Source organism: Salmonella sp. GDC200615, assembly GCF_050574145.1.
Taxonomy (GTDB): domain Bacteria; phylum Pseudomonadota; class Gammaproteobacteria; order Enterobacterales; family Enterobacteriaceae; genus Salmonella; species Salmonella enterica.
Genome location: NZ_CP192247.1, coordinates 4217281 through 4236309, shown reverse-complemented (window position 1 = coordinate 4236309; position 19029 = coordinate 4217281). Strand labels below are relative to the sequence as shown.

Here is a 19029-nt window from a genome sequence, read left to right as displayed (position 1 = left end):
ATTCCTTACTGCGCCTGCACGCGCAATTCTGCCGCACTACGACTACGGTGGCCCAACAGGGCTTTGACATCGCTGGACTTGGGCTTAACTAACGCGAATTGGGTTGAGAAGCTTGACCACCTGGACAGGATCTCTTCGCCGCGTTGCGAACCAGTATGCTGCACGTGCTCGGTGATCAGGCCGCGCAGATGCTCTTCGTGGATAGCCAGCGAATCAACGTCCAGTACTTCTACCAGTTCCGGGTTCACGCGTTTACGGAATTCGCCATCTTCGTCCAGCACATAGGCGAAGCCGCCGGTCATCCCCGCGCCGAAGTTAACGCCGGTTTTACCCAGCACGCAGACGATGCCGCCGGTCATGTATTCACAGCCGTTGTCGCCGATGCCCTCTACTACGGTAATCGCCCCGGAGTTACGCACGCCGAAACGTTCGCCCGCGCGGCCCGCCGCGTACAGACGGCCACCGGTGGCTCCATACAGGCAGGTGTTGCCGATAATGCTGGCTTTATGGCTGAGGAAGGCGGAACCTACCGGTGGTCTGATGGTGATCAAACCGCCTGCCATACCTTTACCGACATAGTCGTTGGCATCGCCAGTCAGATATAACTCTACGCCGCCCGCGTTCCACACGCCAAAGCTCTGGCCTGCGGTACCGCTGAAGTGCGCTTTAATCGGATCGGAAGCCAGCCCCTGATCGCCGTGGGTCTGTGCGATGTAGCCGGAAAGCGACGCGCCGACGGAACGATCGGTGTTGCGGATGTCGAACCAGAAGGTTTTGCTCTGGCGCGCATCGACAAACGGTTTCGCCTGCTGCAACAGTTGCGCATTCAGCACGCCGTTATCAAACGGCGGGTTATTTTCGGTGCAGTACAGCGCTTTACCCGGATGAGGTTCAGCGGTTTCCAGTAGACGAGACAGCGCCAGCTTCTGCTGTTTAGCGGTGAAGCCCTCCAGCTCTTTCAGCAGGTCGGTGCGGCCAATCAAATCCACCAGGCGGGTCACGCCAAGCGAAGCCATCAGCTCGCGCACTTCGCGGGCGATAAATTCAAAGTAGTTGGTTACCTTGAACGGCAGGCCGTGATAGTGGTTCTTACGCAGTTTTTCATCCTGCGTCGCCACGCCGGTTGCGCAGTTGTTCAGATGGCAAATGCGCAGGTATTTACAGCCCAGCGCCACCATCGGGCCGGTGCCGAAGCCGAAACTTTCCGCACCGAGAATTGCCGCTTTAATGATATCGACGCCGGTTTTCAGACCGCCGTCCACCTGCAGACGAATCTTGTGACGCAGACCGTTGGCGACCAGCGCCTGCTGGGTTTCAACAAGTCCGAGTTCCCACGGACAGCCCGCATATTTCACCGAAGAGAGCGGGCTGGCGCCGGTACCGCCGTCGTAGCCGGCGATAGTGATCAGATCCGCATAGGCTTTCGCCACGCCGGTCGCGATGGTGCCGACGCCCGGTTCGGACACCAGCTTCACGGAGATCATCGCCTTCGGGTTGACCTGTTTGAGGTCGAAAATGAGCTGCGCTAAGTCCTCGATAGAGTAAATATCGTGGTGCGGCGGCGGGGAGATCAGCGTCACGCCCGGCACTGAATAGCGTAGTTTAGCGATATACGGAGTGACTTTATCCCCCGGCAACTGACCGCCTTCGCCCGGTTTCGCGCCCTGCGCGACTTTAATCTGAATCACATCGGCATTGACCAGGTACGCTGGCGTCACGCCAAAACGGCCGGAAGCCACCTGCTTGATACGCGACACTTTATTGGTGCCGTAGCGCGCCGGGTCTTCGCCGCCTTCGCCGGAGTTGGAGTTGCCGCCGAGGCTGTTCATCGCTTCCGCCAGCGCTTCGTGCGCTTCCGGACTTAATGCGCCGATAGACATGGCTGCGGTATCAAAGCGTTTAAACAGCTCACTGGCGGGCTCAACCTCGTCGATAGTCACCGCCTCGCCGTCTGGATGTATCGCCAGCAGATCGCGCAGCGTTGCCGCCGGACGCTCATTGACCAGTTTGGCGTATTCCTGATAATCGCTGTATTCGCCGCTCTGTACCGCCTGTTGCAGGGTACGCACGACATCCGGGTTATAGGCGTGATATTCGCCGCCGTGGACGTACTTCAGCAGGCCGCCCGGGCTAATGGGTTTGCGCGCCAGCCAGGCGCGTTTGGAGAGATTCAGCAGATCCTGCTGGAAGTCATCAAAGCTCGCGCCGCCGATACGGCTGACCACGCCCTGGAAGCACAGGTTTACCACATCATCGTGCAGTCCGACCGCTTCAAACAGTTTGGAGCAGCGGTAAGAGGCAATGGTCGAAATGCCCATTTTGGACATAATCTTGTACAGCCCCTTGTTGATGCCGTTACGGTAGTTCTGCATCACGGTACGGTAGTTTTTGGCGATGGCCTGGGTATCAATCAGACGCCCCAGCGTTTCGTAGGCCAGGTACGGATAGATAGCCGTTGCGCCAAAGCCGAGCAGTACCGCAAAGTGATGCGGATCGCGGGCGCTTCCGGTTTCTACGATGATGTTGGCGTCGCAGCGCAGGCTTTGTTCTACTAGACGCGTTTGCACCGCGCCCACCGCCATCGGCGCGGGGACCGGCAGGCGATTCTTACCGATATTGCGATCCGAGAGGACCAGCAGCACGGTGCCGTTGCGCACCATCTGTTCCGCTTTATCGCACAGCGCCTTAACCGTCGCGTTCAGTGTGGTTTCGGTCACGTCGAAGGTGATATCCAGACGGTCAGCGCGATAATGCTCCTCTTTCATGGTGGTGAGCTGTTTGAAATCGGAGTACAGCAGAATTGGCGATTTAAAACTCAGGCGATGGGCCTGACCTTCCGCTTCGCAGAAGACGTTCATTTCGCGACCGATGCTGGTGGCGAGCGACATGACGTGCGCTTCACGCAGCGGGTCGATAGGCGGGTTAGTGACCTGCGCGAACTGCTGGCGGAAGTAGTCGTAAATAATACGCGGCTGGCTGGAGAGCACGGCAAAGGGGGTATCGTCGCCCATTGAACCGACGGCTTCCTGGCCGTTTTCGCCCAATACGCGGATAACCGAGTCCAGCTCTTCGGCGCTGTAGTTAAACTGTTTCTGATAGCTGGCGAGCAGGTCATCGTCCAGTTCGCGGCTACCAACTTCTTCATCAGGCAGCTCTTCAAACGGCACCAGGCGGCGGACGTTTTTCTCCATCCACTCTTTATATGGATGGCGGCTTTTCAGATCGTCATCGGTTTCCGCGGAATGCAGAATACGTCCGCCGCGGGTGTCGATCACCATCAGCTCGCCTGGGCCGACGCGGCCTTTCTCGACCACTTCATCCGGCTGATAGTCCCAGATACCGACTTCGGAGGCGCAGGTGATCAGCTTATCTTTGGTAATGACGTAGCGTGCCGGGCGCAGGCCGTTACGGTCAAGGTTACAGGCGGCGAAGCGCCCGTCGGACATCACGATGCCTGCCGGACCGTCCCACGGCTCCATATGCATGGAGTTAAAGTCAAAGAAGGCGCGCAGATCCTGGTCCATATCGGGGTTGTTCTGCCAGGCGGGCGGCACCAACAGGCGCATGGCGCGGATGATGTCCATCCCGCCTGCCAGCAGCAGTTCCAGCATGTTGTCCAGCGAGCTGGAATCCGAACCGGTTTCGTTAACAAACGGCGCAGCGGACTGTAAATCCGGGATCAGCGGCGTCTGGAATTTATAGGTACGGGCGCGCGCCCACTGGCGGTTGCCGGTGATAGTGTTAATCTCGCCGTTATGCGCCAGGTAGCGGAACGGCTGCGCCAGCGGCCAACGCGGCACGGTGTTAGTGGAAAAGCGCTGGTGGAACAGACAGATGGCCGATTCCAGACGCAGATCCGCAAGATCCAGGTAGAAACGCGGCAGATCCGCCGGCATACACAGACCTTTATAAATGTTGACCAGGTTCGACAGGCTGCATACGTAGAAATCCTTGTCGTTCTGCAGGCGTTTTTCAATGCGTCGGCGGGCGATAAACAGACGGCGCTCCATATCGCGCGGACGCCAGCCCGCCGGAGCGTTGACAAAAATCTGCTCAATACGCGGCAGGGAGGAGAGGGCGATTTCACCGAGCACGCCTTCATTGGTGGGCACATCGCGCCAGCCGACAATCGACAGGGTTTCCTGCTGTAATTCTTCTTCGACAATATGGCGTGACGCGGCGGCCAGTTCAGGATCTTTATTCAAAAAGATCATCCCGACGGCGTAGTTTTTGGCTAAGCGCCAGCCGCGCTCTTCGGCCACGATGCGAAAGAAACGGTCAGGTTTTTGTAACAGCAAGCCGCAACCGTCGCCGGTTTTACCGTCGGCAAGGATCGCGCCACGGTGCTGCATCCGGGCCAGCGCGTGTATGGCGGTACGCACTACCTTGTGGCTAGGTTCTCCTTCTATGTGGGCGATCAGGCCGAAACCACAGTTATCCTTCTCAAGGGATTTATCGTACAACATATCAGTGAACCTCCCCAGGCTCTACGGGACGCTCTCCCAACCGACGGCGCGCGGGCACAGCAAGAGCATGGCGACGGGGCTGGCGCATCATACGCTTACCTCGCATTCGCCCTCTTTGTGTCCTTTGCGCATTGGTAAATACGGTTAAGAGGGAATCTCAATTACTGCATAAATATGATGAGCAGACGGCTCATCCAGAAAGCTTCCAGCGGATCCCCAACTTATCGGGAATCCACACCCAGGTCAAATGGCAAACTGATTTATGCAAAAGTGTGCTGTAGCACAGATAACTTTTTGAATATATTGAAATTAAAAGGTTTTTTATAGAGGGGCTGCTAATACGGAGCGGCAGAAAGCCTGTGATCTGTCTCACTATAAGAGCCGCTCGCCAGACGTTATCTGACCTTTCTTTTTCAAAAATCTTGGCATTTTATGCTGTTTTAAGCATGAGCAGTATTGAATGCTACTGTTTTTATCGATGACCCAGCAGACGCTGAAAAAAGAGGGGAATATCAGGAAAAATCATCAACGGGATTATGAATGAAATGTCGTTTATTTTGCTTGATTATGCAACGGATAAAAGCCTTCCGGGACGATTGATCCAGGTCATCGCCAAAGGAGACTAAAAATGGCAGGCTTTGGCCTCTTTTTAAGAGGCGGTCTATCAGATTATGCAGTTACAGAAATTAGTCAATATGTTTGGTGGGGATCTTTTACGTCGGTATGGGCAAAAGGTTCATAAGCTGACGCTTCATGGCGGTTTTAGCTGCCCTAACCGCGACGGCACCATCGGGCGTGGCGGTTGCACCTTCTGTAATGTCGCCTCTTTTGCCGATGAGGCGCAGCAGCATCATTCGATTGCCGAGCAGCTTGCGCATCAGGCGCATCTGGTGAACCGCGCTAAACGTTATCTGGCCTATTTCCAGGCCTACACCAGCACCTTTGCGGAAGTGCAGGTGCTGCGTTCCATGTATCAACAGGCGGTCAGCCAGGCCAGTATCGTCGGGTTATGCGTCGGTACGCGTCCGGATTGTGTCCCGCAGGCAGTAGTAGATTTACTGTGTGAATATAAAGATCAAGGCTACGAGGTATGGCTGGAACTGGGATTGCAAACCGCGCACGATAAAACCCTGCACCGAATTAACCGCGGGCATGACTTCGCCTGCTATCAGCGTACCACCCGGATTGCCCGGGAGCGCGGGCTGAAAGTGTGTGCGCATCTGATTGTGGGGCTGCCGGGAGAAGGGCAGGCAGAATGCCTGCAAACCATGGAGCGTGTGGTGGAGACGGGCGTTGACGGTATTAAACTGCATCCGCTGCATATTGTGAAAGGCAGTACGATGGCCAAAGCCTGGGAAGCGGGGCGGCTGAACGGCATCGAACTGGACGACTACACGCTAACGGCAGGTGAGATGATTCGTCATACGCCGCCGGAGGTGATTTATCACCGAGTTTCAGCCAGCGCTCGCCGTCCGACGCTGCTTGCCCCGCTGTGGTGCGAGAATCGCTGGACGGGGATGGTTGAGCTGGACAAATACCTGAATGAGCATGGCGTACAGGGCTCTGCGCTGGCCCGTCCCTGGATACCACCTGTAGCGTAGCGTGATGAGGGGCGCTACGCATATTTCGCACAATATTCAACGCGGTTCCCATAATTGGGTATTATGTGCGAAGTTGTGGTGAAGGAATCCTCTATGAAGCAAATTCGTATGCTGGCGCAATACTATGTCGACCTGATGATGAAATTGGGTCTGGTGCGCTTTTCCATGCTCCTGGCGTTGGCATTGGTGGTGCTGGCGATTGTCGTGCAGATGGCGGTGACCATGGTGCTGCATGGTCAGGTTGAAAGTATCGACGTTATTCGTTCCATCTTTTTTGGCCTGTTAATTACGCCCTGGGCGGTCTATTTCTTATCCGTTGTTGTTGAACAACTGGAAGAGTCAAGGCAGCGACTGTCGCGTCTGGTGCAAAAGCTGGAGGAGATGCGCGAGCGCGATCTCAAGCTTAACGTACAGTTGAAGGACAATATTGCCCAGCTTAATCAGGAAATTGCCGATCGCGAAAAAGCGGAAGCGGAGCTGCAAGAGACATTTGAACAGCTAAAAGTAGAAATTAAAGAGCGTGAAGAAGCGCAAATCCAGCTAGAACAGCAATCCTCTTTTCTGCGCTCCTTTCTGGACGCCTCGCCGGATTTGGTTTTTTATCGTAATGAGGATAAAGAATTTTCCGGCTGTAACCGCGCAATGGAATTGCTAACCGGCAAGAGCGAAAAACAGCTGGTGCATTTGAAGCCGGAAGATGTGTACTCTCCCGAAGCGGCGGAGAAAGTCATTGAAACCGATGAAAAAGTATTCCGCCATAACGTCTCCCTGACCTACGAACAGTGGCTGGATTACCCGGACGGACGAAAGGCCTGCTTTGAAATTCGTAAAGTGCCTTATTACGACCGTGTCGGTAAACGTCATGGCCTGATGGGATTTGGTCGTGATATTACCGAACGTAAGCGTTATCAGGACGCGCTGGAGCGCGCCAGCCGCGACAAGACCACATTTATCTCTACCATCAGTCATGAGCTGCGCACCCCGCTTAACGGCATCGTCGGTTTAAGCCGCATCCTGCTGGATACCGATCTTACCGCCGAACAGGAAAAATACCTTAAGACAATCCATGTCTCCGCCGTGACGTTAGGCAATATTTTCAATGATATCATTGATATGGATAAGATGGAGCGGCGTAAGGTTCAGCTTGATAACCAACCGGTTGATTTCACCAGCTTTATGGCCGATCTGGAAAACCTTTCCGGTTTGCAGGCGCAGCAAAAAGGGCTACGTTTTGTGCTTGAGCCGACGCTGCCGCTGCCGCACAAAGTCATTACCGACGGAACGCGTCTGCGCCAGATTTTATGGAATTTGATCAGCAATGCGGTGAAATTTACTCAGCAGGGCCAGGTGACGGTGCGGGCGCGCTATGATGAAGGCGACATGCTGCACTTTGAAGTGGAAGATTCCGGGATCGGCATTCCGCAGGATGAGCAGGATAAAATTTTCGCCATGTATTATCAGGTGAAAGACAGTCATGGCGGTAAACCGGCGACGGGTACCGGTATCGGGCTGGCGGTCTCCCGTCGGCTGGCGAAAAATATGGGCGGCGATATTACCGTTTCCAGTCTGCCGGGCAAAGGATCGACCTTTACGCTAACGGTTCATGCGCCAGCGGTGGCGGAAGAGGTGGAGGACGCCTTTGATGAAGACGACATGCCGCTGCCGGCGCTGCATGTTCTGCTGGTCGAAGATATTGAACTGAACGTGATCGTAGCGCGTTCGGTACTGGAAAAACTGGGTAACAGCGTGGATGTCGCGATGACCGGCAAGGCGGCGCTGGAGATGTTCGCGCCAGGCGAATATGACCTGGTCTTGCTGGATATTCAGCTACCGGATATGACGGGTCTGGATATTGCCAGAGAACTGACCCGTCGCCACACGCGGGAAGATTTACCGCCGCTGGTAGCGCTTACGGCTAACGTTCTGAAAGATAAAAAAGAGTATCTGGACGCTGGTATGGACGATGTGCTGAGTAAGCCGCTGTCGGTGCCAGCCTTAACCGCGATGATTAAAAAATTCTGGGATGCCACCGATAAAGAGGAGAGTACCGTGACGCCTGAAGAGAGCGATAAAGCGCAAGCGCTGCTGGATATCCCGATGCTGGAACAGTACATCGAGTTGGTTGGGCCTAAATTGATCACCGACGGTCTCGCGGTGTTTGAAAAAATGATGCCCGGCTATTTAAGCGTGCTGGAGTCCAATCTGACGGCGCGTGACAAAAAAGGCGTCGTTGAGGAAGGGCATAAGATTAAAGGCGCAGCCGGTTCGGTAGGGCTGCGTCATCTGCAACAGCTTGGCCAGCAAATCCAGTCGCCGGATCTTCCTGCCTGGGAAGATAATGTCGCGGAATGGATTGAAGAGATGAAGCAGGAGTGGCAGCACGATGTCGCGGTGCTGAAAGCCTGGGTGGCAAACGCGGAAAAAAAATGACCCCGGTTTGACCGGGGTGCGCGAATACTGCGCCAACACCAGGGAAATCGTGGCTGCGCCGTGCTTATTATGATGATGTCAAAGGCGCAGTCCTGTTTTCAGGCCGCACGCAGTTAAGATAGCAAATCCTAAATGATTTGTTACATGAATCATTTAAATGTGTGAAGCGTAGCATTTTAATCAAAATTATTAATGGGCTTGAGTCGGTTGCAGGAGGATGTTCACCATGAAAAAAATTGGCGTAGTGCTCAGCGGATGCGGCGTCTATGACGGCACCGAAATTCATGAGGCCGTTCTGACGCTGTTGGCCATTGCCCGCAGCGGCGCGCAGGCTGTCTGCTTCGCGCCGGATAAACCACAAGCGGATGTGATTAATCACCTGACCGGCGAAGCGATGGCGGAAACGCGTAACGTCCTGATTGAGGCGGCGCGTATTACGCGGGGCGATATTCGTCCCCTGTCCCAGGCGCAGCCAGAGGAACTGGATGCGCTCATTGTGCCCGGTGGTTTCGGCGCGGCGAAGAACCTGAGTAATTTCGCCAGCCAGGGGAGCGAATGCCGGGTGGATAGCGATGTCGTCGCGCTGGCGAAGGCCATGCACCAGTCCGGCAAGCCGCTGGGATTCATCTGTATCGCGCCCGCAATGTTGCCGAAAATCTTTGACTTCCCGCTACGTCTGACAATAGGGACGGATATTGATACCGCTGAAGTACTTGAAGAGATGGGCGCCGAACACGTACCTTGCCCGGTTGATGATATCGTTGTGGACGAGGATAACAAGGTCGTGACCACCCCTGCCTATATGCTGGCGCAGGATATCGCCCAGGCGGCAAGCGGCATTGATAAATTAGTGTCGCGCGTGCTGGTTCTGGCGGAATGAGCAAACGACGCATCGCGCCGTTAACGTTTTTGCGCCGTCTACTTTTACGTATCCTTGCTGCGCTCGCCGTCTTTTGGGGCGGCGGCATTGCGCTGTTTAGCGTGGTTCCGGTGCCTTTTTCGGCGGTGATGGCGGAACGGCAGATTAGCGCCTGGCTCGGCGGAGAGTTCGGTTATGTGGCGCATTCTGACTGGGTCAGTATGGCGGATATCTCGCCGTGGATGGGGCTGGCGGTAATTGCGGCGGAAGACCAGAAGTTCCCTGAGCACTGGGGCTTTGATGTTCCGGCGATTGAAAAAGCGCTGGCGCATAATGAGCGGAATGAGAGCCGTATTCGCGGCGCCTCTACGCTTTCGCAGCAAACGGCGAAAAATCTCTTTTTATGGGATGGACGCAGTTGGCTGCGCAAAGGTCTGGAGGCCGGGCTAACGCTGGGCATTGAAACTGTCTGGAGCAAAAAGCGCATTCTCACGGTTTATCTGAATATCGCGGAGTTTGGCGATGGTATTTTTGGCGTGGAGGCTGCGGCACAACGGTATTTTCATAAACCTGCCAGTCGCTTGAGTGTGTCTGAAGCCGCGTTGCTGGCGGCGGTATTGCCAAATCCGTTACGCTATAAGGCGAATGCGCCGTCTGGCTATGTGCGTAGCCGGCAGGCGTGGATTATGCGCCAGATGCGACAACTGGGCGGGGAATCTTTTATGACGCGCAACCAGCTTAATTAATTTTGCCGATTGGCGGCGCGAACGCCTTATCCGGCCTGCGATCTGTGTCGTCCAGGCCTGATAAGCACAGGCCATTAAGCTTCGTGAGAAGTAAGCGCCAGCCGTTTCTTGTCTTTTGGCTGCTCGTCCCTCTCCAGGGCAACGGCCAGCGCAGGCTGGGCGATAAACCGCTGCCACACTCTCTCCAGTTTGCGTTCACAGCACCATGTTGACCAGGTCGCCAGCGGGATAAAGGTACTTTCCCCCAGATTGTCGCAAACCACCGGAACCACTTCTGACTCGCTGATACGCTGGCACAGGATATTTTGCGGCTTCAGCGACATCGTCACAATATGGTTATCCAGCAGGTAACGTTTCAGTTTTTTCAGTAGCCGCCGCAGGACAGCGACATCCTCTTCATAACGACATTGCGCGGCGAACTCGGTCAGGGTAATAGAGGGCGCGCCGTTGAAATCGGTAATCATGTCGTAGACATAGCCGGTGCCGCAATCGGTTTCTACCGTGCCGTAATAACGGGGGATAGCGCTCCAGTCCGTCAGGTAGCGGGACAGATGCGCATAGTAGCTCAGTTCACGCCGAATCTCTTTATCACCGCCGTGGTCACGGTTGTAAATAACTTTTATGCAACGCCGGGCATTATCCGGATGCGTATAGCATTTACGATGTCGACCAGCGCCCAGCGGAGTCTGTTCGGATAAAAGGATCATGGCAAGTCCTGGAAAAATTTATTCACATAAATTTAGTATGGACAAAGAACTTAAACAAAGCATAAACGAAATTTTTTAAGGTTTTCTTAATGTTTTTATGCATAGGTAAAGCGCACGAAATGTACAAATCTTACGAAAGGGTGGGGCTGCGGGACAAGTGGCAGGCAGGCGTAACACGCCCGGTTTTGGGGTGACTGTCATCAAATACCGGGACGGCGTTGGGGGAAAATAGGGTATAGAGGGGGAGGTTTAGTCTTCGTCAAAGCCGGAATTGAACAGCGCGATAACCGCCGCCAGCGCTTCAACTTCTTGCGGGCCGGTGGCTTCAATTTCGATCTGACGCCCTTTGGCGGAGTCGAGCATTAACAGAGCGATGACGCTGTTTGCTTCCGCTTCGGTGCCTTCGTCATTGCGTAATAGCACCTCGGCGTCAAACCCCTGCATCAGTTCGAAAAGCTTCATGGCAGGCCGGGCATGCATGCCCAGCTTATTGGTGACTTCAACAGTTTGCTTTACGGTCATGTTTTGCGTTTTTCCAGCGTGCGATGGCGAGACTGGACATTTTTACCGCGCGAGCGGAAGTAGTCTGCCAGCTGTTCTGCAATATACACCGAACGGTGTTTCCCGCCGGTACAACCGATAGCGACGGTAAGGTAGCTGCGGTTGTTGGTCTCCAGCATCGGTAACCATAGCTCAAGATAGCTGCGAGTCTGATAGATAAAATTGTGAACTTCTGTGTGTCGGTCAAGAAACGCGGCTACCGGCTTATCAAGCCCGGTCATGGGGCGCAGTTTTGGATCCCAGTGCGGGTTGGGCAGAAAGCGGACATCAAACACATAGTCCGCATCAATCGGGATACCATGTTTAAAGCCGAAGGACTCAAATACCATCGTCAGTTCGCGCTCGCGTTTGCCCAACAGCCGGGTACGCAGCATCTCCGCCAGCTCATGGACGGACATTTCTGAAGTGTCGACGATCAGATCCGCACGTGAGCGTAACGGCTCCAGCAAGTCACTCTCTTTATCGATCGCACTCTCTAAAGAAAGATTTTTGCTGGAAAGCGGATGCAAACGGCGCGTGTCGCTGTAGCGGCGAATCAAGGTATTGCGGTCGGCATCAAGAAACAGCAATTGCGGCGAGAAAGCGCCAGGCAGATTATTCATCGCCTGTTCAAAAATCTCAGGTGATTCAGGCATATTGCGCACATCAATGCTGACGGCGGCGGAAATCTGGCGATCGGCCAGCGTTCGCGCCAGATCGGGCAACAGCACGACGGGGAGGTTATCCACGCAGTAAAATCCCATATCTTCCAGCGCGCGCAGAGCGACAGATTTACCTGATCCGGAACGCCCGCTGACGATCATCAGTACCATGTACCGTTTCTCCTCACAACGACAGAAAGAAATGCCATTGAGTTGTTATGCCTCATTCTGCTCACCTTCGGTGTCAGTAATGATTTGATACAGCTCTTCATCATTCAGCGCCGCGCGCAGGCGGCGGCAGATCGTTTTATCCGCCAGACGTTTCGCCACCAGCGACAGCGTGTGCAGATGCGTTTTAGTTTGATCGGCGGGCACCAGCAGGGCGAAGAGGAGATCGACCGGCTGGTTATCGATGGCGTCGAACGCGATCGGCGTTTCGAGCTGAACGAACACGCCGACGGCGCGTAAGGTATCTTCTTCCAGTTTCCCGTGCGGGATGGCGATACCATTACCAATACCGGTACTGCCCATTTTTTCGCGTGTCAGAATGGCTTCAAACACGACCTGAGGAGGTAAACTGAGCTGTTTTGCCGCCAGTTCGCTGATGATTTCCAGCGCGCGTTTCTTACTCTGACAATGAACGCCGCTACGCGTACACTCCTGGTTAAGTACACTGCTCAGTTGTAGAGTCGTATCGTTATTTATCATAATTTCACCTAAGAACCTGTCCTGTCAGGTTGATGGCCAGGTTCGGAGCGCTAACTGTACAAATGGCCCGTTGTGTCACACAACAGGCCGTCCTGCACTGGCTAACTGCCCGGACAATTAGTGTTGTTTCAGTTTATCTTTATGCCTGGTTAACTGCCTTGCCAGTTTATCAATCAAGCCGTCAATGGCGGCATACATATCCTGGCCTTCCGCGCTGGCGTGAATTTCGCCGCCGTTAACGTGTAGCGTCGCATCCGAGATATGCGTGACCTTCTCCACTTTCAACACCACGTATACCTGATTAATCCGCTCAAAATACTGTTCAAGTTTGGCGAATTTTGTCGTCACAAATTCACGCAGGGCTTCAGTAATTTCGACATTATGTCCGGTGATATTGAGCTGCATAGTGTCTTCCTTATCGGTTGGGTCAAACCAGCTGTTTGCGTTGGTTTGACGGCGGAATGGATAAAGACTCTCGGTACTTCGCAACAGTGCGGCGCGCCACCATGATACCTTGTTCTGACAGCAGAGAGGTTAACTTGCTGTCGCTCAGCGGTTTCGCGGGGTTTTCCGCCGCAATTAACTTCTTCACCAGCGCGCGAATAGCGGTGGAAGAGGCTTCGCCTCCGCCTTCGGTATTGACGTGGCTGGAAAAGAAATATTTGAGTTCAAAAATACCGCGCAGGCTGTGCAAATACTTCTGCGTGGTCACGCGGGATATAGTGGATTCGTGCATCTCGACGGCCTGGGCGATATCCGCCAGTACCATCGGTTTCATATATTCTTCGCCCTGTTCAAAAAAGGCTTGCTGTTGCTCGACGATGCAGCGACTGACGCGCAGCAGCGTGTCGTTGCGGCTTTCAAGGCTTTTTATCAGCCATTTCGCATCCTGTAAATTACTGCGGATGAACTGGCTGTCGGCATCGTTGCGCGCGCTATTGCACATGGCGGCATAGTGCTGGTTAATCTGTAAACGGGGAATACTGTCGCTATTAAGCTCCACCGTCCAGCGACCGTTATGCTTGCGTACCAGCACATCCGGGATAACGTACTCCGGCTCGCCGGTCTGGATCGATTGACCGGGTCTGGGATCGAGCGACTGAATCAGGTTTACCGCCTCTTTCAGCACCTCTTCTTTTAGTCGGGTAACGCGCATCAACGTGCGGAAATCGTGGTTGGCCAGCAGATCAAGATGATCGCAGATAATGAGCCGCGCCTCTTCCAGCCACGGCGTGGATTTGTCGAATTGTGAAAGCTGGATCAGCAGACAGTCGCGAAGATCTTTTGCCGCGACGCCTACCGGATCAAAACGCTGAATACGCTTCAGGACGGCTTCGACCTCATCGAGATCCACCTCTACATCGCCCATGCTTTCGCGAATTTCGTCCAGGGATACGGTGAGATAGCCGGTATCATCTACCGCATCGACAATGGATGTCGCAATAGCGCGATCGGTGTCCGAGAAGGGCGTTAGCTCAACCTGCCACATCAGATAATCCTGCAACGACTGCGTCGTTTCACCCTGATAGACGGGCAGCTCATCGTCGATATAATCGCCGCTGGGGCCGGACGGCGTCCCGGCGGTGTAAATTTCATCCCAACTGGCGTCAAGCGGCAGCTCTTCCGGCATCTCTTTTTGTTCGAGCGCGTCGGCGGTATCGAGAGGATCGTTATCCTGAGGTTGCTGAGTGTCGATTTCGTCATGAAGATCGGTTTGCTCAAGCAGCGGGTTATTTTCCAGCGCTTGCTGGAGTTCCTGCTGAAGTTCCAGCGTAGACAACTGCAACAGACGGATGGCCTGTTGTAGCTGAGGCGTCATTGCCAGTTGTTGGCTAAGCCTGAGTTGCAAACCTTGCTTCATATTCAGAGTCGTTTTCTCCCGCTAGAGCAGCATAGCCCTCTACCCTATCAGAGTCTGAAGTCTTCCCCAAGATATACACGCTTAACGTGTTCGTCTTGCAGGATTTCTGTCGGCGTACCGTGGGCAATAAGGTGGCCCTGGCTCACGATATAGGCGCGTTCACAGACTGCCAGCGTCTCACGGACGTTATGGTCGGTGATCAGCACGCCGAGCCCGCTATCGCGCAGATGCTCGATAATGCGTTTGATGTCGATAACGGAAATCGGGTCAACGCCGGCAAAGGGTTCATCCAGCAGGATAAATTTGGGATTAGCGGCCAACGCGCGGGCTATTTCTACACGACGGCGTTCACCACCGGACAGCGCCTGTCCCATGCTGTCGCGCAGATGCTCGATATGAAACTCTTCCATCAGCTCGTTGGCGCGGTCTTCTCGCTGTTCTGCGGTCAAATCGTCACGAATTTGCAGTACCGCCATCAGGTTATCAAATACGCTGAGACGGCGGAAAATAGAAGCTTCCTGCGGCAAATAGCCGATACCGCGGCGCGCGCGCGCGTGCAGCGGCAGCAGACTGATATCTTCATCATCGATGATGATATTGCCTGCGTCACGCGGCACGATACCGACGACCATATAAAAGGTGGTGGTTTTACCCGCGCCGTTTGGACCGAGCAGCCCGACAATCTCCCCGGAGTTAACGGTCAGACTGACATCTTCCACTACGCGACGGCCTTTATAGGCCTTCGCCAGATTCTTTGCAGTTAATGTTGCCATAACGAATTAGTTACTCTTCTTTTGCGCCGGAGTCTGGCCTTTGTTTTTGTCTTGCAACTGCGACGGCACCAGAACGGTGGTGACGCGTTTGCCTTTCTCGCTGAAGGCCTGCATTTTCTGCTCTTTCACCAGGTAGGTGATTTTGTCGCCGGTAATGTTGCTGTCAAGCTGCTCCAGATAAGCGTTGCCGGTCAGCACCACAAAATCTTTCGCCAGCTCGTAATGCATATGGGAAGCGTGGCCTTTCACCGGCTTACCGTTGTCCTGCATCTGGTAGAAGGTGGCCGGATTGCCGTAACCGTCGATCACCTCTTTCCCCTGTTCGCCGCCAGGGCGGGTAACCACGACTTTATCGGCGTTGATCTTAATCGTGCCTTGGGTCATCACCACGTTGCCCGTAAAGGTCACGACGTTGCCTTGCATATCCAGCGACTGTTGATCCGAGTCAATATGAATAGGCTGTTCGGTATCGCCCGTGACGGCGAAAGCCGGAATGCTGGCGGCCAGCAGCGAGCCGGCAAGCATAAGATTAAGGCTGAGTTTGTTTGTTTTGAATTTCATAAGAGGTTCTAACCTTTTCAATCAGCTCGGCGTTCTTGCTGCGTAAGTTACCGCGCATTTTCAGTCCGCTGGAGTTAAATGTTGTGCCGTATAACGTCACCAGATCGTTCGAGGTAACATCCTGCGTCACCAGATTAATCTGCGCGTTATCGGTGGTAATTCTGCGTAATTGAGCGTCAGGCACCAGGGCGTTGACTTCAACATGACCATACAGATAGAGCATCCGATCGTTAGTCAATTTGGCTTTATCGGCCTTGATCGACCATGTCGGCACCTTATCCTTATCAAAGGTGGTTAATACCGGTTGCGTAAACCATGAGACCGCCTGATCGGAAAAATATTCAACGTGCTGCGCGATCAGACGATAGCTCAACGCGCCTTCCGGACTGTACACGACGGTATCCGTATGCTCGCTTTTATACGTGGGATCGTTGCTGTTGACCATCACGGCAGCAGGATCGTCTTTATCCGCCAGATTGATACCAATCAGTACCAGAATGGCCAGCGACAGTAGAATGATAACCCAACGTCTGGTTTTACTCATATCGATTGCCCTTTGGCCTCATCCAGCTTGCCCTGCGCCAGCAGCAACAAGTCGCACACCTCACGTACCGCGCCGCGCCCGCCGGCAATGTGCGTCACATAGTCAGCGCGGGGGATCAGCAGCGGATGCGCATCCGCAACGGCAACGCTTAACCCCACTTTTTCCATCACTGGCCAGTCAATCAGATCATCGCCGACATAGGCAACATTTTCCGGCGCAATGACCAGTTTTTCCAGCAGATCGCTAAAGGCGATCAGCTTATTCGACTGTCCCTGATAAAGATGGACAATCCCCAGCGTGGCGCAGCGATCTTCTACAAGTTTAGCCTTTCGTCCGGTAATAATGGCAACCTCGATATTGGAGGTCAAAGCACAGCGAATACCATAGCCGTCACGAACGTTGAAAGCCTTCAGCTCTTCGCCGTTATTGCCCATATAAATCAGGCCGTCAGACAATACGCCATCCACGTCCAGGATGAGCAGGCGGATATTCTCCGCTTTGGTCATGACATGGGTGCTGATGGGGCCATAACAGGTCGCAAGCGACGCACCTGCTTTACTCATCGTTAATTATCCTTGAGTTTCTACACGACGCCTGCACGCAGGAGATCATGCATATGTAACACACCGAGTAACTGGTCGCCATCAGCAACCAGTACGGAGGTGATATGGCGGGACTGCATTAAATTCAGCGCATCGACAGCGAGAATACCGGGACGCACGCGAATGCCCCCTGGCGTCATCACCTCGGCGATCCCCAACTGGCGCATATCGCCGCCCATATCGAATACGCGACGTAAATCGCCGTCGGTGAAGATACCGTCGATCTTCATGGATTCATCGCAAATGACGGTCATACCGAGATTTTTACGCGTAATTTCTAACAGCGCATCACGCAGGGTGGCATGTTTATTAACATGCGGGATCTCATCGCCAGTATGCATAATATCGCTTACGCGCAGCAGTAGCTTACGTCCCAGCGCGCCGCCAGGATGCGACAGAGCGAAATCCTCGGCGGTAAAGCCGCGCGCTTTTAACAACGCCACAGCGAGCGCGTCGCCCATCACCAGCGTTGCGGTGGTACTACTGGTAGGCGCCAGTCCTAACGGACACGCTTCTTTGGGCACTTTAACACACAGATGCACATCTGCCGCACGCGCCATGCTGCTTTCCGGTCGCCCGGTAATGCAAATTAACGGCACGTGCAGACGTTTAAGTACCGGTATTAGCGCCGCGATCTCGCTGGATTCGCCGGAGTTGGAGATAGCGATAACCACATCCTGCGGCGTAACCATCCCCAAATCGCCGTGCGCGGCTTCGCTTGGATGTACAAAAAAGGAAGAGGTGCCGGTACTGGCGAACGTGGCGGCCATTTTCCGTCCGATATGACCGGATTTTCCCATCCCCATGACCACCACTTTTCCGGTGCAGTTGAACATTTTTTCACAGGCCAGCGTGAAATGCTGGTTGATATATTGATCAAGCTCCGCCAGGCCTTCACGTTCAATTTCCAGGACCTCTTTGCCTGCCTGCTGAAAGTCAAACCCCGGTTGCAACGCTAAATGCGACATAATCCGTTTCCAGTTATCCAACAAGAAGTGGCGATAGCCAATAGAGCATCGCCAGCCATACGATAAACCCGCCGGTCAGCAGTATACCTGCGCCCCGACCAATCTGACGCGGATGCCGCCAGCAAAGTAAAGCGAAAACCACGCTAACCAGCAACATAACGCTATAATCACGCCCAAATGCCAGCGGGTTGATCTCCCCCGGCGCGATCAGCGCAGGCAGTCCCAGCACGATGGCGAGATTAAAAATATTGGCGCCAATGAGATTACCAACGGCAATATCATTTTCGCCTTTTCGCACGCCGGCAATCGCCGTCGCCAGTTCTGGCAGACTGGTGCCGACGGCGATGACTGTCAGACCGAGCGTTAATTCACTCATGGCGAAATAGTTCTCCAGCACCGTAGCGTTATCGATTACCATGCGCGTCGCCATCGGCATGATGACCAGCGCAATGCCCAGCCATAAGAACGCGACGGGGAGCCCGCCTTCGCGCGGCAGCTCCGCCAGTTGTTCGCGGGTGAGGCTGTCATTCCCCTGGCGTTCGGCCAGACGCGCGATTTTAACAATGAATAACAGCCATAGCACAGCCAGAAGCAGGAGAAAGATACCATCACTGCGGCTTAACTGTCCGTCATGCAGTACGGAACCGGCTACCACGCTAACAAATAACATTAATGGCAATTCGCGACGTAAAACATCGGAATGCACGGTAAATGGACGAACCAGCGCCGCCAGCCCTAAGATCAGCAAAATATTGGTGATGTTAGAACCGAGCGCCGCGCCGACGGCCAAATCGAGCTGACCGTGTAGCGATGCGGCGACCGACACAATAATTTCCGGCAGCGAGGTGCCGATACTCACGACCGTCATCCCGATGATCAGCGGGGGAATACCGAATGTACGGCATAAAATAGAGGCCGCAAACACCAGACGATCGGCGCCGTAGGCCACCAGAAGCAAACCAATTATGAGTAGCGCCATCGCTAAAAGCATCTAAAGTCCT

Annotated in this window: 17 protein-coding genes; 4 read left to right on the top strand and 13 right to left on the bottom strand. The window is 54.2% G+C overall.

Annotation, left to right across the window (positions count from 1 at the left end; genetic code table 11):
* Positions 1-5: 5 nt before the first annotated feature.
* On the bottom strand, positions 6-4466 hold the full coding sequence (gene gltB, locus ACQ29O_RS20540) for a glutamate synthase large subunit (protein ID WP_253336070.1): 4461 nt from the start codon (positions 4464-4466) through the stop codon (positions 6-8).
* A gap of 671 nt (positions 4467-5137) precedes the next feature.
* On the opposite strand from gltB, the gene ACQ29O_RS20535 reads away from it, so the two are divergent.
* The 4 genes from ACQ29O_RS20535 (at position 5138) to mtgA (ending at position 10102) form a co-directional block, all read left to right on the top strand.
* Positions 5138-6067 (top strand): TIGR01212 family radical SAM protein, encoded by a 930-nt coding sequence (locus tag ACQ29O_RS20535; protein WP_001176880.1) that lies wholly within the window; start codon positions 5138-5140, stop codon positions 6065-6067.
* Between the two features lie 93 nt (positions 6068-6160).
* A complete protein-coding gene (gene arcB / locus ACQ29O_RS20530) occupies positions 6161-8497 on the top strand; it encodes an aerobic respiration two-component sensor histidine kinase ArcB (RefSeq protein ID WP_000809819.1) in 2337 nt (778 codons plus the stop codon).
* A gap of 226 nt (positions 8498-8723) precedes the next feature.
* Complete coding sequence (gene elbB, locus ACQ29O_RS20525; protein ID WP_000719822.1) at positions 8724-9377, top strand: isoprenoid biosynthesis glyoxalase ElbB; 654 nt, start codon at positions 8724-8726, stop codon at positions 9375-9377.
* Entirely contained in the window at positions 9374-10102 is a 729-nt protein-coding gene (gene mtgA, locus ACQ29O_RS20520; RefSeq protein WP_000044648.1) for a monofunctional biosynthetic peptidoglycan transglycosylase, read from the top strand. The genes elbB and mtgA overlap by 4 nt, the downstream gene beginning before the upstream one ends.
* A gap of 74 nt (positions 10103-10176) precedes the next feature.
* On the opposite strand, the gene yrbL is transcribed toward mtgA, so the two are convergent.
* The 12 genes from yrbL to ACQ29O_RS20460 form a co-directional block, all read right to left on the bottom strand.
* Positions 10177-10809, bottom strand: a complete 633-nt coding sequence (gene yrbL, locus ACQ29O_RS20515; RefSeq protein WP_000602193.1) for a PhoP regulatory network protein YrbL — start codon at positions 10807-10809, stop codon at positions 10177-10179.
* A 249-nt stretch (positions 10810-11058) separates the two neighbouring features.
* The gene (gene npr / locus ACQ29O_RS20510; protein ID WP_000216797.1) at positions 11059-11331 is read right to left on the bottom strand and encodes a PTS phosphocarrier protein NPr; all 273 of its coding nucleotides are present in this window, start codon (positions 11329-11331) and stop codon (positions 11059-11061) included.
* Entirely contained in the window at positions 11328-12182 is an 855-nt protein-coding gene (gene rapZ, locus ACQ29O_RS20505; RefSeq protein ID WP_000243749.1) for an RNase adapter RapZ, read from the bottom strand. The genes npr and rapZ overlap by 4 nt, the downstream gene beginning before the upstream one ends.
* A 45-nt stretch (positions 12183-12227) precedes the next feature.
* Positions 12228-12719 (bottom strand): PTS IIA-like nitrogen regulatory protein PtsN, encoded by a 492-nt coding sequence (gene ptsN, locus ACQ29O_RS20500; RefSeq protein WP_000609332.1) that lies wholly within the window; start codon positions 12717-12719, stop codon positions 12228-12230.
* A gap of 117 nt (positions 12720-12836) precedes the next feature.
* A complete protein-coding gene (gene hpf, locus ACQ29O_RS20495) occupies positions 12837-13124 on the bottom strand; it encodes a ribosome hibernation promoting factor (RefSeq protein ID WP_001176589.1) in 288 nt (95 codons plus the stop codon).
* Positions 13125-13146: 22 nt separating this feature from the next.
* Positions 13147-14580 (bottom strand): RNA polymerase factor sigma-54, encoded by a 1434-nt coding sequence (gene rpoN, locus ACQ29O_RS20490; protein ID WP_020937198.1) that lies wholly within the window; start codon positions 14578-14580, stop codon positions 13147-13149.
* 47 nt (positions 14581-14627) lie between these two features.
* Positions 14628-15353, bottom strand: coding sequence for an LPS export ABC transporter ATP-binding protein (lptB, locus tag ACQ29O_RS20485; RefSeq protein ID WP_000224104.1), 726 nt, complete (start codon positions 15351-15353; stop codon positions 14628-14630).
* Positions 15354-15359: 6 nt separating this feature from the next.
* A complete protein-coding gene (lptA, locus tag ACQ29O_RS20480; RefSeq protein WP_000669770.1) occupies positions 15360-15914 on the bottom strand; it encodes a lipopolysaccharide ABC transporter substrate-binding protein LptA in 555 nt (184 codons plus the stop codon).
* Entirely contained in the window at positions 15883-16458 is a 576-nt protein-coding gene (lptC, locus tag ACQ29O_RS20475) for an LPS export ABC transporter periplasmic protein LptC (protein WP_000047845.1), read from the bottom strand. Before lptC ends, lptA begins: the two co-directional genes overlap by 32 nt.
* Positions 16455-17021 (bottom strand): 3-deoxy-manno-octulosonate-8-phosphatase KdsC, encoded by a 567-nt coding sequence (kdsC, locus tag ACQ29O_RS20470; RefSeq protein ID WP_020937197.1) that lies wholly within the window; start codon positions 17019-17021, stop codon positions 16455-16457. Before kdsC ends, lptC begins: the two co-directional genes overlap by 4 nt.
* Before the next feature lie 20 nt (positions 17022-17041).
* Complete coding sequence (kdsD, locus tag ACQ29O_RS20465) at positions 17042-18028, bottom strand: arabinose-5-phosphate isomerase KdsD (protein ID WP_000018621.1); 987 nt, start codon at positions 18026-18028, stop codon at positions 17042-17044.
* 13 nt (positions 18029-18041) lie between these two features.
* Positions 18042-19019: a calcium/sodium antiporter gene (locus ACQ29O_RS20460; RefSeq protein WP_000922743.1), complete on the bottom strand. Its 978-nt coding sequence runs from the start codon at positions 19017-19019 to the stop codon at positions 18042-18044.
* Positions 19020-19029 lie beyond the last annotated feature (10 nt).